At 38.3% G+C, this 15192-nt stretch carries 11 protein-coding genes; 4 read left to right on the top strand and 7 right to left on the bottom strand.

From position 1 onward, the window contains the following. The first annotated feature begins 183 nt into the window (after window positions 1-183). Together OXPF_RS04405 and OXPF_RS04400 are read left to right on the top strand one after the other, a co-directional pair. Complete coding sequence (locus tag OXPF_RS04405) at window positions 184-1644, top strand: CoA-acylating methylmalonate-semialdehyde dehydrogenase (RefSeq protein WP_054873994.1); 1461 nt, start codon at window positions 184-186, stop codon at window positions 1642-1644. A 31-nt stretch (window positions 1645-1675) separates the two neighbouring features. Then, complete coding sequence (locus OXPF_RS04400) at window positions 1676-3016, top strand: aminotransferase class III-fold pyridoxal phosphate-dependent enzyme (RefSeq protein WP_054873993.1); 1341 nt, start codon at window positions 1676-1678, stop codon at window positions 3014-3016. Between the two features lie 597 nt (window positions 3017-3613). Here OXPF_RS04400 and OXPF_RS04390 read toward each other — a convergent pair. From OXPF_RS04390 to thyX, 6 genes are all read right to left on the bottom strand, one after another. Beyond that, on the bottom strand, window positions 3614-4984 hold the full coding sequence (locus OXPF_RS04390; RefSeq protein WP_054873991.1) for a uroporphyrinogen decarboxylase family protein: 1371 nt from the start codon (window positions 4982-4984) through the stop codon (window positions 3614-3616). A 462-nt stretch (window positions 4985-5446) separates the two neighbouring features. Further along, a complete protein-coding gene (locus tag OXPF_RS04385) occupies window positions 5447-6916 on the bottom strand; it encodes a hypothetical protein (RefSeq protein WP_054873990.1) in 1470 nt (489 codons plus the stop codon). Next, on the bottom strand, window positions 6909-8309 hold the full coding sequence (locus OXPF_RS04380; RefSeq protein WP_054873989.1) for a sensor histidine kinase: 1401 nt from the start codon (window positions 8307-8309) through the stop codon (window positions 6909-6911). The genes OXPF_RS04385 and OXPF_RS04380 overlap by 8 nt, the downstream gene beginning before the upstream one ends. Beyond that, window positions 8306-9001: a response regulator transcription factor gene (locus OXPF_RS04375; protein ID WP_054873988.1), complete on the bottom strand. Its 696-nt coding sequence runs from the start codon at window positions 8999-9001 to the stop codon at window positions 8306-8308. The genes OXPF_RS04380 and OXPF_RS04375 overlap by 4 nt, the downstream gene beginning before the upstream one ends. 86 nt (window positions 9002-9087) lie before the next feature. Then, window positions 9088-9969, bottom strand: a complete 882-nt coding sequence (locus OXPF_RS04370; RefSeq protein ID WP_054873987.1) for a polysaccharide deacetylase family protein — start codon at window positions 9967-9969, stop codon at window positions 9088-9090. Window positions 9970-10213: 244 nt separating this feature from the next. Next, complete coding sequence (gene thyX, locus OXPF_RS04365) at window positions 10214-10852, bottom strand: FAD-dependent thymidylate synthase (protein WP_054873986.1); 639 nt, start codon at window positions 10850-10852, stop codon at window positions 10214-10216. A 390-nt stretch (window positions 10853-11242) separates the two neighbouring features. Here thyX and abc-f point away from each other — a divergent pair, with 390 nt between their 5' ends. Next, a complete protein-coding gene (gene abc-f / locus OXPF_RS04360) occupies window positions 11243-12865 on the top strand; it encodes a ribosomal protection-like ABC-F family protein (protein ID WP_054873985.1) in 1623 nt (540 codons plus the stop codon). A 121-nt stretch (window positions 12866-12986) separates the two neighbouring features. Here abc-f and mscL read toward each other — a convergent pair whose 3' ends face one another. Continuing rightward, window positions 12987-13442 carry a large conductance mechanosensitive channel protein MscL gene (mscL, locus tag OXPF_RS04355; protein ID WP_054873984.1) on the bottom strand — a complete coding sequence of 152 codons (456 nt, stop codon included), beginning with the start codon at window positions 13440-13442 and terminating at the stop codon, window positions 12987-12989. Window positions 13443-13721: 279 nt separating this feature from the next. Here mscL and OXPF_RS04350 point away from each other — a divergent pair, with 279 nt between their 5' ends. Beyond that, window positions 13722-14894, top strand: a complete 1173-nt coding sequence (locus OXPF_RS04350) for an MFS transporter (RefSeq protein WP_054873983.1) — start codon at window positions 13722-13724, stop codon at window positions 14892-14894. Window positions 14895-15192 lie beyond the last annotated feature (298 nt).

Genomic DNA, 15192 nt, shown 5'->3' with positions numbered 1-15192 from the left:
TTAAAATTATACGCATATTGACACAACTTAAGCTTTGACTGTATAATTTAGAAAAGTTATATTTCATGGCAATGAGGTCGTAAAATATCTTATGGATATTCTGCGGCCTTTTTTTATTTTACTATGTTAATAATTTTTCATAATAATTAATACTATAAATTAAAATCAAGGAGGGTAACCATTATGGAAACTATTAAGAATTACATTAACGGCAAATGGGTGGATGCTGAGTGTACAAGCTATAAAGAAAACTTCAACCCATCTACCGGAGTGATTTTAAGCAAAGTTCCTATTTCTACAAAGGATGAAACAAACAGGGCAATTGAAGCTGCATCAACTGCATACGAGAGGTGGAAAAACCTATCAGTTGCAACAAGATGCGAGTATCTGTTCAAGCTTCAGCATTTGATGTCAGAGAACTTCGAGGATCTGTCCCGGACTGTTTCTCTGGAACAAGGAAAAAATCTTGTAGATGCAAGAGCAGAGCTTAAAAGAACCATTCAAAATCTTGAAGTAGCCTGCGGTATGCCTATGCTCATGCAGGGTGAAAAATTAGAAGGCATTGCTTCTGAAATTGACGGAGAGGTAATAAGACAGCCTATGGGTGTATTTGGAGTAATCGTACCATTTAATTTCCCCGCAATGGTTCCATTTTGGTTCTTGCCCTATGCCATAGCAGCAGGAAACACCATAGTTTTAAAGCCATCAGAACAAGTTCCCTTAACAATGCAAAAGATTTTTAAAATAATTGATCAGATAGGCCTTCCTGATGGAGTAGTAAACATAGTAAACGGCAGCATAGATGTGGTCGATGCTATGATTGAAAGCCCCAAAATCAAAGGTATTTCCTTTGTCGGCTCATCTAAAATAGCAAGAAAAATAGCCGAGGAATGTTCAAAGAGAGGCAAAAGATATCAGGCATTAGGCTCTGCTAAAAATTACATTGTGGTCATGAAGGACGCTCAATTAGACAAAGTGGTTGATTCCCTTTTAACCTCCTGCTATGGCTGTGCCGGGGAGAGATGCATGGCGGCCAGTGTTGTAGCTGCAGTTCCCGAAGTTTATGACGAACTAAAAGCTCAATTTGTTGAGGCCGCTAAAAAGCTCATAGTAGGAGATGCCTTGAATCCGGATACAGAAATGGGTCCTGTAATATCCCAGGCGGCAAAGGACAGAATTCTAGGTGTTATTGAAACAGGAATAAAAGAAGGGGCCGAGCTCACACTTGACGGAAGAGATATAGTAGTTTCCGATGAATTAAAGAAGGGATACTTTATCGGGCCTACCATATTTTCAAATGTCACTCCCGATATGACGATAGCAAAGGAAGAAATATTCGGGCCGGTAGTATCCATGGTTAAAATAGACTCTTTAGATGATGCATTGGAACAGATAAAAAACCATAAATACGGCAATGGCGCTTCTATATTTACCCAGAACGGCTATTACGCCAGAAAATTTGAAATGGAGGCCAGTGCCGGCATGATAGGCATTAATATAGGAATACCGGCACCTGTTGCATATTTCCCTTTCGGCGGAATAAAGGAGTCTTTCTTCGGCGATACAAAAGCTCAGGGTAAAGATGTTATTAATTTCTTTACCGAAAGAAAGATTGTTACTGCAAGGTTCTTTAAAGAAGATTAATTATTTAATTAGAAGATAAAGGGGTGTTAATATGAGAGCTTATACATTGTCCGAGGAAGAGGTAAAATCCTACGGCAAAGATTATAATTTATATTCCTGGTCTGTCCAGGGCAAGGTAGATCCCATGGTGGTATCAAAGGCTGAAGGAATCTATATATATGATGCTAAGGGTGCTAAATATTATGATATGTCCTCCCAGCTTGTTAATGCCAATATAGGCCACGGAAACAAAAAAGTTATAGAAGCCATAAAGACCCAGGCTGAAAGGCTTGCCTATATTGCTCCAAGCTATGCTATAGATGTAAGGTCGGAGCTGGCAAGAAGGGTTGTTGAAATAGCGCCGGATAATATGGGAAGCGTATTCTTTACTTTAGGCGGTACCGATGCAAATGAAGGCGCCATAAGAATCGCCAAGCTTTATACAAAACGCAGCAAGATTTTTTCAAGATACCGCTCTTATCATGGTTCCACCTTCGGTTCAGGGAACTTAACAGGAGAACCAAGAAGGTATCCTTCAGAGCCCGGCATACCCGGATTTATAAAGTTCTTTGATCCTTATATATACAGAGCAGGAATTGATTTTAAAAGTGAAGAAGAAGCCTCAAAATATTATGTCGATAAATTCAGAGAACAGGTAATATATGAGGGAAGGGAAAGCGTTGCTGCCGTTTTTTTAGAAACGGTTACCGGAAGCAACGGAATAATTATCCCTCCTAAAGGTTATTTGCAGGGTATAAGAAATGTATGCGATGAATTTGGAATTTTGATGGTCTGCGATGAGGTTATGGCCGGCTTTGGCAGGACAGGAGAATATTTCGCTTGCAACAACTGGAATGTCAAACCCGATATCATAACCTTTGCAAAAGGAATAACCTGCGGCTATGTTCCTTTAGGCGGAATATTAATAGATAAGAAAATCACAGCATATTTTAAGGACAATGTATTGAATACCGGCTTGACCTACAGTGCTCACCCCATATCCTGTGCAGCAGGCTGCGCAACTCTGGATGTATATAAAGAAGAAAATCTCCTTGAAAACTCAAAAAATATGGGGAAAATTTTAGGTGAAATCCTGGAAAGCTTGAAGGATAAGCACAAGAGTGTGGGTGATGTTCGCTACATTGGCCTTTTCTCGGCAATAGAGCTTGTTAAGGATAAAGAAACAAGGGAGGCCTTGGTTCCCTACGGCATGGATCCTGAAAAAATCATGCCCCGTATATTAGGAATGTTAAGGCAAAAAGGGTTTTTAACCTACTCCCATGAAAATATGCTTATAGTTGCTCCCCCTCTCATTATAAAAGAGGATGAATTAAGGGCTGCAATGAAAATAATGGATGAAGTATTGGATGAAGTAGATAAAATGATCGAATAAATTCAAGAATAAAATTAATAAGAATGCAATATTACTTTCAAATATCCGTTTCATTTATACAACATATCCTACGATTAAAAGGCCCGGCATTCACACTGCCAAGCTTTTTTATACTTAAACCCTGTTAGTAAAAGGTCTTTCATTAAAGCAATTAAATACCGTTCAAAGAAATGGAGAAACTTGGTGGGCTTGGTGGGTGGCAAAAGATGTGTACGATGTATTTGAAGAAACCAATAGAAATCGGTGCAGTCTCTTGATGAAGACGAAAAGGGGTATACGCAAAATGACTACCCCCGGTGGGGTCCAAACTTCTAATACCTTGCCGCCGGGGCTGCATATCTTGCTTTTGCCGAACAAATGAAGCTCCCCCTCAATACCCACTCTGTTTACTCCTATTGTAAATACCGTATTTCTAGGGCTCTCTGGGGCAGGCTTAAATCCCACATATATTCATCCTCTACCCTCCAGGCTGCCGGTATAAAAACCAGCTCCGCCCCCTTAAGGCACAGGCTTCTGCATGCCTCAGGAAATCCTATGTCAACCGCCTTTGGTAAAAAATTTTGCCAAAGGCGGTTAATTTAAAATAAAACTCGGGCTTTATATCCAGCCCATTAAGGTCTTGAACATAAAATCTTCATATTGCTGTACCTGGTCATATACTATAGAATTTAAATCCTCTCTTGAATAAGAATGAGTCTTCATATAATCTTCCTTATGCACATAATACTTGGATTCAAATTTAGGGATATCCTTTAACACAGGTTTAATTGTGGACTCTTTAGGTACGTCGGTAACCTTTTGCCCTGCATTTTGATATGCACCGTTTTCATACACATATTCCAAAACCGCATAGAAATTTTCAAGGTTTATGCTGTCCAAGGTCAATGCGCTCTTATCAAAATTGAAATAATAATTTCCGCCCGGCGCCAGTATATCTATAAGCTCTTTTGCCTTGTCTATGCACTGCTGTTTTGTGGCTGTCTTTAAATATGTAAGTGGGTAAAATCCTGATATGATGTGTTTCTTGCCTAACTTGTCCTTAACAAGCTGGGGGTCGCCATATTCAAACAGCAATCTTGTGCCCTGGGGCAATTCATATAAATAATCCAGATACCTCATCCAGTTATCCTCACAGAAAACATAAAATGCCTGTCCTTTTTCAGCTAAAGCGTGGATAAGTTTTGAGAAGGATGGATAAAACAATTTTTCAAACTCGCTGGTTCTTAAGAATGTAGGCATATGGCCCGGCATAAAGGCAGAGCCTAAGTGGGATTTTACAGCAGGAGTCGCGTAATGAACTGCCATGGGAAGTATTGCTTCACAGGCTGCCGCTACTTTGTCAGGTATACGCTTTATATCCTGCATAATTCCTTTGAATCCCCTGGGGTAGTCGGCAATCAAATCAAGAGGGGCTGTTGACCTTGAACCGTATTGCGCCGGCACGCTGTAAAAACCATATTTTTCGCCTAATTTCGCCGATACTGCACCATGCCTTGCCCTTGCATCTGTTGCCGCCTTTACTGCCATGGATAATACTATTGCCCTTCTTATGGGGTTTGTATCCAGGTTGGGATAAAGCCTTGGAATTATTTTCTCCTGTATGCAGTCATAAGGGGTCTTAATAAAGTCATCATAATCCTCGGGTGTCATGGTAGTTACCTCTGGATGCTGGATAAAACCGCTGGCACTCATTCTTGTGGATACCGCCCCTAAAATTTCAAGATACAGGGGAAACCTTGCAGCATCGCCGGGATATAGGTCGGTCTTCATATACTTAATTACATCCTCAACGGCTTCTAAAAATCCTTCATGGGTCCACTGGGTTCTTCCTAAGTCAAGGCCGGCTTTTTGCAGGCATAGCTCTGTGGGCATGCCCACAGCTATAGGAATTCTCTTTGGTATAATTCCGCTGTATAAATCATCAAACAGCTTGGCCCTCTCTTGTTTAAGCTCCTGAACATTTTCCATAAAAAATCTCCCTTCTTTTTAAATAAATATACAGTACTGATTTCTTATGCCTGCCTTAATTGCTTTATGATGCTAACCTTTGTTTATGCCGTTATTTTGGAATATTACTTCTCAAATGAGTTACAAGGCTAATAACTTCATAGACTCATTCCAAGCAACATCAGAACCTGCTATCGCTCAAACATTGATGTCCTTCTCCTCAATTTCGCCGTGAAGTTCTAAACCCTTTCACTAATTTTTGCTCCGTAATATTCCAAAATGTTTATTATCCTGAGCTTATTCCTGTAATATACTATACTGCAAAAGTTATTTTTATATTACCATATACTCCCATTATATAATTACAGAAATAAAATATCTACGATACCTCCATATGAAGTTTCGTAGGCTCATTGCAAAAGGTCATTCATACCAAGTTACTCTGTTGTCCTTAATATGGGTATGAATGACCTTTTTAAAAATTTATTTTTTGCCGATGACCTTGTAATTTCCGTCCTTCACAAATTGCTTTTCCCAGGTATCTACATAGCTTCCCATTGCCCATTCAGCCATTACTACAGTTTCACTGTTCTTTAAATTGATCTTTCTAAGGGGCTTCCCGGATAGCCTTTTATCTTCTATAGGATATACAAGAATACTGCTGTTTGTTATTACAACAGCAATGTTTTTATTAGGAGAGGTACATACGTCTATTGCGTCCGGAACACTAAGTTTTACGCTGTTCCAGGAAATATACAGCTCATCGTGGCGTACAAGCTTAAATGGAGGAACAACATTAATATTAAAATCCAGAAATCTCATTTTTTCCTGGTCATATAGCCTGCCCTTCATCATCCATCTTCCATTTCTCCTTATTAAAGCAAAACTTTCCTCCTGAGGACTTAAATATTGAATATACTTATTTGGATCTAAAGATGCCAGTGCTTTATCAGCGCCTTGATGAAGGGCCTTTGCACCTGCCTCTCCTGCAATATCCGATATGGTAACAGGCAGGGCATTTTCTATATTATCTACCGGCAGCACCTGAAGTTGTTTTTTAATTTGACCTTCCCCGTCCGGTATGCCAAACTCCGTTGATATGTAGTCGTTTCCTGCGTAAAGTATTGTAACAGCCCTTGAAGGCAGAGGATAGGAGTTTGGTTCTTCCGTGCCAATAACTTCCTTTCCAGCCTGGTAAGCAAAGATTTCATCATTAAAATCCTTACCTTTGCCCGTTCTTTTTACCCCCACTTTCCAGAATCCGTTCTTCCTCGGCACAAACAAATCAGCAGTCTCGTAGACATTCCCTACCTCATTTTCTCTGAATGGAATCCATATGGTCCTGTAGCTTTCATTATCATCTTCCGACCGCAAGCCTAAAAGCAGTCCCGCCAACAGCTGGCCTCCCTTTTCTGTCTCTCCTGGCGCCTTATCCCCTGCTTCTTTTCTTAAATAATTTTCCTTTAAAGCTTGATTTATGCTGTAAGATATTCTTTTAAAATATAAAAAAGCCCCGCCGATGTTTGTTATTATCTCATCGTCCCCCATCCTTATAAACTCCGCAAAAAACTTGTTGTCGGATGTGACTGTCACAACCTGCAAACTTAAATTATCTGTACCAATATACTTAGGGTCCACCTTAAATTGATACAGTAAATATTCGTCTGCATTTACATTTCTCACCTTAAACATTGGATCTGTTGTAAAGTCCTCACCCAAAACAGCAATTTGCCCGTCAAAAGCGGCCGTCTTCCCTAACCACCTGGTCGCCTCTTCTTCCGGAATTTCTTCATCAGGCGCCGGCAGTATTTTATGAATTTCCCACATTCCCTTGATAATTATGTCTTTATTTTCCGGAGCAGATATCATCTCGGGCTTTCCCGCCGGACTGCAGGATGTACTGCATAAAGAAATAAATACTATAAGGATTATCCCCATAACTCTTCTAATCATTTGAATACCCCCCTGCCGGAAGTATTACCACAACCTCGGTGCCCATACCCTGCTCGCTTTTTATTTCCAGACTCCCTCCGTGAAGCTTTACAATCTCATCGCAAATAGACAGTCCCAGGCCATTTTTAGACTTGCTGCTCTTTCCCTTATGAAATCTCTCCTTTACATATGGCAGGTCCTCCTTTGATATGCCGGAGCCATTGTCTTTTATGCGTATAACAACATTCTCTCCTTCCTCCTTCGCAGTTAAGGCAACCATTCCTTTTGGGGAGGTGAACTTAAAGGCATTGTCGAGTATATTTATAAAAACCTGCCTTAGCCTGTTTTCATCCCCATAGACATAAGATGCGCCATCCGGACACCATACCGTAAAATCAATATTTTCCGCATTTGCCCTGGGAGAAAGCTGCTTATCTATGTTTTTTATTATCTTATATATATCAACATCTTCTTTGTTTAATGAAATCTTACCCGATACAAACCTTGAAAAATCCAGCAGCTCCTCTACCATATGAGTGAGCCTGTCGCTTTCCTGTTCAATAATGTTAAGCCCATCCTCCAGCAATTCCTTTTCACCCTCTTTGCTTGACTTTAAAGTAATTGCCCACCCTTTGATTGATGTAAGAGGAGTTCTAAGCTCATGAGATACTGAGGATATAAATTCATTTTTAAGCTGTTCCTTTTTTACAATTTCCTCTGCCATAAAGTTAAGGGTATCTGAAAGCTTTCCAATCTCATCGTTGTATTTTTTAATACTTCTTATCTTAAGATTCCCTGACGCCATCTTTTCAGCAACCAAAGTCACCTCTTTAACATGCCTGGTTATGGTGTTGGAAAGAAATATGCTTACCAGGCCGGAGATAAATACAACAGCTATGCCGGTCCATATAAAAATCATGGCTATGCTTCTTATTGCTTTATCTGTTTCTTTAAGGGAAGTTATAAACCTTAGCACCCCTATTATGTTTCCATCAGATTTTAACGGGTAGGATACAGCCATTACATTATAGGAATCATATTCTACATTTCCTACCCATCTTCCTTTTTCACCTTGAAGAGCTTTTTTCACATCGGATGTATCCAGGCTTTCTTTATGGTCTACACCTATGGAATCCATAAGTACATTTCCCGAAAGGTCAATTATCTGCACCTGAGCAGCTGTCTGCTGCCAGAATACATCGATATTATCAAGTATGTTATCTCCAAGGGAGGAGGATGGAAAATATCTTGAATAAAATTCTGATGAAAATACTATCTGATTTGACAGTATTTCTTCAACATTATTATAATAGTTGGTTTTTACTGCGCTTATCAGGAAAACCTCCAATATGGATACGGTTATGATTATTACCAGCATGAAATACCCTGCCAGCCTTGTCCTTATACTTTTCATGCTTTCCACCTATACCCAATTCCCCAAACCGTCTCGATAAATTGAGGCTTTGCCGGCCTGTCCTCAATCTTTGACCTCAATCGCCTGATATTTACATCTACTATTTTACCATCTCCTATAAACTCATAGCCCCATATCCTGTTTAGTATTTCATCCCTTTTAAATGCCTTTCCCGGGTTTTCAATAAATATTTTTATTATAGAAAACTCTGTAGGTGTAAGTTCTATCTCTACATCATATTTAAAAAGCTTCTGGGAATAAAGGTCTATACTGAAAGGTTCCCTTACCAGAGTATCCTCTTTTCCCCCAGAGATTTTCATCCTTCTTAACAGCGACTTAATTCTCAAAAGCAGCTCCAGGGGGTTGAAGGGTTTAATCATATAATCGTCGGTGCCGTATTCAAGCCCCATTATCTTATCAACATCCTGACTTTTGGCGGTAAGCATTATTATGCCTATTCCCGGGAACTCCTTCCTGAGTACCTGACAGACTTCAAGGCCGTCGATGCCCGGAAGCATTATATCCAGTATCACAACATCGATGCCGGTTGCTCTTGCTTTTTTCAAGGCTTCTTCACCGGAAGAAGCTTCAAAAACAATAAAATTATCCCGCTCCAGATTTATTTTTATAAGCTTTCTTATAGGATCTTCATCCTCAACTACCAGTATATTCCATCGGCTCCTGTTATCCATCAATATCTCCCCCGCATCAATGCTCTTCAACTAAAACAATTATATCACCCTGTCTGAAATAACTTAAGCCCAATAAACTGCTCTCTTTATTCTATTGTTTTAAACTCATACCCCTGGCTCTTTAAGTATTCTATAATTTGAGGAAGGGCCTGTACAGTTGTTTTCTTGCTTCCGGCATCATGCATAAGCACAACTATATCTTCCTTATTCTTACTTTCTTTGATTACTCTCTTTACCAGAATATCAGCGGGTATATTGTTTCCTTCGGCATCTCCGCTCAACGAGTTCCAGTCTATATATTTATAGCCCTCCTTCTCAAGGGCGTTCATGAACTTCTCCCTTTTATAAGATCCTCCGGGAAACCTGAATATTCTGGATTTATAGCTTTCTCCAAGGACTTTTCTCAATGCCTCATCACATCTTTTTACGTTCTGCAAAAAGTTTTCCACACTTTTATAGATATCCTTAAAGTTGTGATCATAACTATGATTTCCTATAGCATGTCCCTCTTCTTCCGCCCTTTTCAAAATTGCGCTGTTTTCTTCAGCAAGATAACCTATTATAAAGAATGTGGCTTTTATATCATATTTTTTTAATATATCCAGCACCTTAGGAGTTATATTTTTTGAGGGCCCGTCGTCAAATGTAAGATATGCTGTTTTTTTACCGTCCTTTACATACAGCTTTTGTATAAGGGAATCATGGAGAGTATTTTCTGCCTCAGCAGAAGCAGGCTCTTCACTGTTTGATATATTAGATTTTTCTGCTTTATGCAGTACTAGATTCTCATATTCTATTACTTGTTGTGCGGAAGCCCCGGGCACTTTATCATCTCGAGCTTCACTTATAATATGATCTTCCACTTCAAGAAGCCTTTCCTTTTCTTTATTAGAATTATTTACAGCCTCGGCCCCTATCCCCATACATGTAAAAATAACAATCAGTCCAAAAAACAGCATTCTTTTCATACATAACCACCCCAAAATTTACTTCATATACTATGTTTATGTATAGAATACTAAGAACCGACCTTTATATGGTTACAAAGGGATAAAAAAATGATTACAAAAAAGTTACAAATGCATTGGCTTCTCTAAAATAGCAGCAGAAAATAAATAAGACCGGGGAAGACTGATTTTCTTATTGTAAAGCATAAGAAAATCAGTCTTCCCCGGTTTAACTACCGGGTCAATGGAACCAATATATGGTATATTATTCTGCTGAAATATCATCAAATATTACAGGTATTTTTCCTTTAAATTCATTAAGTATTAAAAATGCCACCTCTCTCATTTGGGGATGGGAGGCTTTTGAAGCTCTCAACCTTAAAAAGTGTCTCCATTCTCTTAAATTCATAGTCATGACCAGTTCGGTCTTCAAGGAATTAGGAAGTATGGAACGGGCCTCCTGAGGTGTGGCACCCAAGTCAACAAGCTTCATATAATTTTTTTCAATAACAGAAAGAGTTTCTTCCCACAGCTTCATTTTCTCTTTATCGCCTTCATTTTCACTGCACCAAAAATTTGGTTTTATGTAGGTTATCTGATTATCAAATTTATCCCTTGAATAGTTGCAGTATCTGGTGCTTTCCTGGCTGTAGCTGGCTATCCTGTGCCTGACTATTTCATGGGTGACTCCCCTGTCACAAATAATCCTGACAGATATGGAATAATGTTCTATTACGGATTCGTGGCCTGATTTGATAATGTTTTTTACAAACCTGGCAGCAGAATCGGCTGTGATACTGTCTTCGCTTTTATAGCATACCCTTCCTATCTTTTCTATGTGTTTAAGTATTTCAATACCATTTATTTCATTTTCAACAAATATTTCGGGTTTTATAATATTCACAAAAACGCCTCCTTCCATTCAAATAATAGCATATTTTGACTTAAACCAAAACAGTTAATAATCTATATATGTTTTGGAAATACTCTACATTGACAAGAAAAATTTTTATAAATATAATTAACATGTAATCAATGAAAGGAAGGTAACCGCAGGTAAGATGAGGAAATAATTGAACTTTGGCTAAATTAAAAAAATATTTTTTTGCATAGCTGGAGCGGGTGTTTCCTCTGAATTAAATACCTTCTGTTTTTTATTGAAAAAAACCATAATTATTTAATATGATCACAGATAAGGCTTATTTTTTAGCTTAAGCTTTATTCTTTTATTTTTAATTATTTTGAAGGTTAATTTAAGAATTTTATCCTCTCCAGCCGTATGGAGGGGATTTTTATGCTTATAGCCCAGATAAAGGGAATAAAAAAATACTTTGGAGACAGGCTTATATTAAATATTGACAGCTTTAAAATATATGAAAATGACAGAATTGGTGTGGTAGGCATCAACGGCTCGGGTAAAACAACCTTTTTAAATATATTATCAGGAAAGATAATGCCTGATGAAGGATTTAAAGAGATAAAAGGCTCTTATTCCTACATCACCCAGCTTGATGAAGATAAAATTGATATAGGTGCTAACTTTGCCTGGAAGTTTAACGTACCTGATTTACCTTATGAAACGCTAAGCGGAGGTGAAGCCACCCGCCTCAAGATTGCAAACTCCTTAAACAAAAACAATGTGCTGATAATTGCCGATGAACCTACCAGCAATCTTGACGGCGACGGCATAATAAAGCTTCAAAAAGAATTTGAAGCTTTTAACGGGGCGTTGCTTATAGTATCTCACGACAGGGAGTTTCTTGATAATGTATGCACTTCCATACTGGAAATTGAAAATGGGAAAATTACACAATACGGCGGAAACTATTCAAAGTACAGGGAGCTGAAAGCAAAAGAAAGAGAAAGAGCGTCCTTTGAATATGAACAGTATACCGCCGAAAAGAAACGGCTCACTGCAGCAATGCATGAGGTAAAAAGCAAGGGAAGTTCTTTAAAGAAAACCCCTAAAAGAATGGGCAATTCAGAAGCCAGGCTTCATAAGATGGGACCTCAGAAAGCAAAGGCCTCCTTGGACAGGGCAGCCAAAAACCTTCAATCCAGAATTGAAAGCCTTGAGGTCAAAGAAAAGCCCCAAAAGGAACCTGAGCTCCTCATGGATATGGATAGAATTATTAAGCTTCACAGCAAGGTGATTATAAGCTCTGAAAATCTTAGCAAAAGCTTCGGAGATAGGGTGATTTTCAATAACGCCGGCTTTAAAATCCATAACGGCAGTAAAACTGCCCTTATAGGTCCTAACGGCTGCGGAAAAACTACGCTGATAAAAATGATTGTTGATAAAGATGATGCAATAAATTATGCCAAGGGAGTTAAAATAGGCTATTTCAGCCAGGATTTAAGCCTTATTGATGATGATAAAACACTGCTTGATAATGTTATGGATGAGAGCATATTAACAGAGACCTTTGTACGTACGCTGCTCTCCAGGCTTTTTTTCAAAAGAGAAGACCTTTTAAAGAAGGGAATGTTTTTAAGCGGAGGTGAAAAGGTCAAAGCATCACTGGCAAAAATAGTTGTGAGCGACTTCAATTTACTTATACTGGATGAACCGACAAATTATCTTGACCTTTACTCCATGGAAGCTATGGAAGAAGCTCTTTTAGAGTATGAAGGCACTCTGTTGTTTGTGTCCCACGACAGAAGATTTGTAAGGAATATCGCTGACTGCATATTATCCATAGAGGATATGCAAATTATAAGCTTTGACGGAACATTTGATGAGTTCCTTTCAAGAAAAGCCTCTTCGCCGCCTAAGGATACCGAAGCTTTGAGGATTATACTTGAAAACCGTTTGGCAGAGGTTTTAGGAAAACTCAGCCTGCCTTCAAAGACTGATGACATTGAAGTCCTTGACAGGGAATACAAAGAATTAATAAAAAAGCTTCGTCAAGTATAAATCTTATAAAATCAAGGCTTCTTAACAGTTGAATTATTAAAATAAATTATGCTATTAGGAACAGAGACAGTAATAAAGGATGGTGCGAAATTGCCGTACCATCCTTTATTAATTTAAAAAATTATGCTGTATAATCACCCTGATTGTCCAAAACCGAAGTACAGTTAGGGCATCTTACAGCCTCAATATGTATTTCACTTTGGCAATATTGACATGTTTTTGTTTTTTTAGGCGCCGGCTGTTCTTTCTTTTTTGTAAACCGGTTTATTTGTTTTATTATTATGAATATAGAAAAAGCGATAATTAAAAAATCTATGACATTGTTTAAAAACAATCCGTAGTTTAAGGTTGCAACGCCGGCCTGCTTAGCTGCTTCAATGGTCTTAAACTCCCCGCTTCCCAGAGTGATGAAAAGATTGGCAAAGTCTACCTGCCCAAGAAACAAGCCTATTACAGGCATGATAATATCGCTTACAAGAGAGGACACTATTTTACCAAATGCTCCGCCGATAATTACACCTACCGCTAAATCAATGACGTTTCCCTTCATGGAAAACTCCTTAAATTCTTTCCACATAAAAATCTCCTCATTATATAATAAACATATAAGAATAATTATAGCAAAACCCTTTAATATTACAAAGGATTAGTATAGCTTTTGTACAAAAAAGTTGCCAGGCAAATGCTGGTATTATAAAATAACATTAATATAATTTAATATGAAATACCATTCACATTAGATTATATAAAAGGAACAAAGGAGCTCTATTTATGAACAATCCAATTTAAAAATCCAAAATTTTTGCCTGAAATCCCGGTTTTTTTAGCATGCAAAAAAATGTTTGGAGGATTTAAATTGGATATCAGAAAAAAGAACATACACTTACTCTATGCCATTGCCTTCTTGCAGGGCATGGTTTTTTACGGTCCTATAGCTACGCTATACCGGCGCGCTCAAGGACTTTCGGTGTTTGATATTACATTGATTGAAAGCATATCTTTATTTTTCATTATTGCCTTTGAAGTGCCCTGGGGCTATATTGCAGATAAAATAGGCTACAAAAAAACCATTGTTATATGCAATACACTTTATTTCATATCAAAAATTGTATTCTGGAAGGCAGACAGCTTTTTGTCATTTCTTTCGGAAAGACTTATTTTATCCCTGGTCATATCTGGTCTTTCGGGCTGTGATTCGGCATTTTTATATCTATGTGCCGGTGAAAAGGAAAGCCAGAGGACCTTTGGCATATATGAAGCCATGACAACTGCAGGGCTTATTTTTGCTTCAACGATTTTTTCAGCAGTTATAAAAAGTGATTATAAAATGTCCGCCCTTCTTACTGTAATTTCCTATGCTACAGCCATGATATTTTCCCTTTTTCTCGCCGATGTCAAGCCGCAGACATCCGGAACTGTGCAGCTAAATATAAATATAAAATTTATTATATCTTCTTTCATACAAAACAAAAGCTTTATTATGTTACTGCTTGCTGCTTCACTGCTTGCAGAAAGCAACCAGACCATCACCGTATTTCTAAGCCAGCTCCAGTATGTCCGCTCGGGAATTTCTCCGTCATTTATGGGATATATCCATATACTTGTTACCCTGTCCGGACTGGTATCGGCTTTTTCCTTCAGGCTTACAGGCTTAATTGGAGAAGTATTGACATCGAAAATTCTGTTTTGCACGTCAGGAATTGCCTGTATACTTATGGCATTGTTTCCATCTCCAGTTATCTCGGTATTCTCTGTAATAGTGCTAAGACTCACCTCCTCTATGTTTGTTCCTATCCGCATGGATATTCAAAACCGCCAGATTAATATATCCGGCCGCGCCACCATGCTGTCAGTATATTCTATCATCATGAATATGACGGCAGTAGTTACCAATCTCATTTTTGGTAAAATTACCGATATTGGAGTGGAGTATGCCATGGCAGCCGGCGGGGTATTTTGCCTGGCCGGCCTGGGCATTTACAGTACCTGGCAGTCACACCAGAGTATCAAGCATTATAGCTCCTTATAACAAGGGCTATAATGCTTTGTTTTCTTTTAAACTTTGATAAACTATGCTACAATCATATATATTTGTTCTGACAATTGTTTTATTTATTTTTGCAAATAAAGCACTAAAAATTTTAAGGGAGGGAATAGTAAAAAGTGTCTGTTTTGGAATGATGCTTTCACCACATAATAAGTAGCAATCCTTAAATTCCATGTAACATTTAAAACTTTATTGCAAATCTTGAGCAGCTAAAATTGTCATTACTACAAGTGCAGCACGGCTGCTGAAGAAAATTTTATAAATTATGCTGCATAAAAAC

It is taken from the genome of Oxobacter pfennigii, assembly GCF_001317355.1.
Classification (GTDB): domain Bacteria; phylum Bacillota; class Clostridia; order Clostridiales; family Oxobacteraceae; genus Oxobacter; species Oxobacter pfennigii.
Note: the sequence above shows the minus strand (reverse complement) of the source record. Positions and strands in the feature narration are given on the sequence as shown.

Excerpts from the sequence above, each read along its gene's own strand:
- abc-f (WP_054873985.1), top strand. The coding sequence starts at position 11,243 with ATGCTTATAGCCCAGATAAAGGGAATAAAAAAATACTTTGGAGACAGG.
- OXPF_RS04370 (WP_054873987.1), bottom strand. The coding sequence starts at position 9,969 with ATGAAAAGAATGCTGTTTTTTGGACTGATTGTTATTTTTACATGTATG.
- OXPF_RS04390 (WP_054873991.1), bottom strand. The coding sequence starts at position 4,984 with ATGGAAAATGTTCAGGAGCTTAAACAAGAGAGGGCCAAGCTGTTTGAT.
- OXPF_RS04380 (WP_054873989.1), bottom strand. The coding sequence starts at position 8,309 with ATGAAAAGTATAAGGACAAGGCTGGCAGGGTATTTCATGCTGGTAATA.
- OXPF_RS04375 (WP_054873988.1), bottom strand. The coding sequence starts at position 9,001 with ATGGATAACAGGAGCCGATGGAATATACTGGTAGTTGAGGATGAAGAT.
- OXPF_RS04385 (WP_054873990.1), bottom strand. The coding sequence starts at position 6,916 with ATGATTAGAAGAGTTATGGGGATAATCCTTATAGTATTTATTTCTTTA.
- OXPF_RS04400 (WP_054873993.1), top strand. The coding sequence starts at position 1,676 with ATGAGAGCTTATACATTGTCCGAGGAAGAGGTAAAATCCTACGGCAAA.
- OXPF_RS04405 (WP_054873994.1), top strand. The coding sequence starts at position 184 with ATGGAAACTATTAAGAATTACATTAACGGCAAATGGGTGGATGCTGAG.
- mscL (WP_054873984.1), bottom strand. The coding sequence starts at position 13,442 with ATGTGGAAAGAATTTAAGGAGTTTTCCATGAAGGGAAACGTCATTGAT.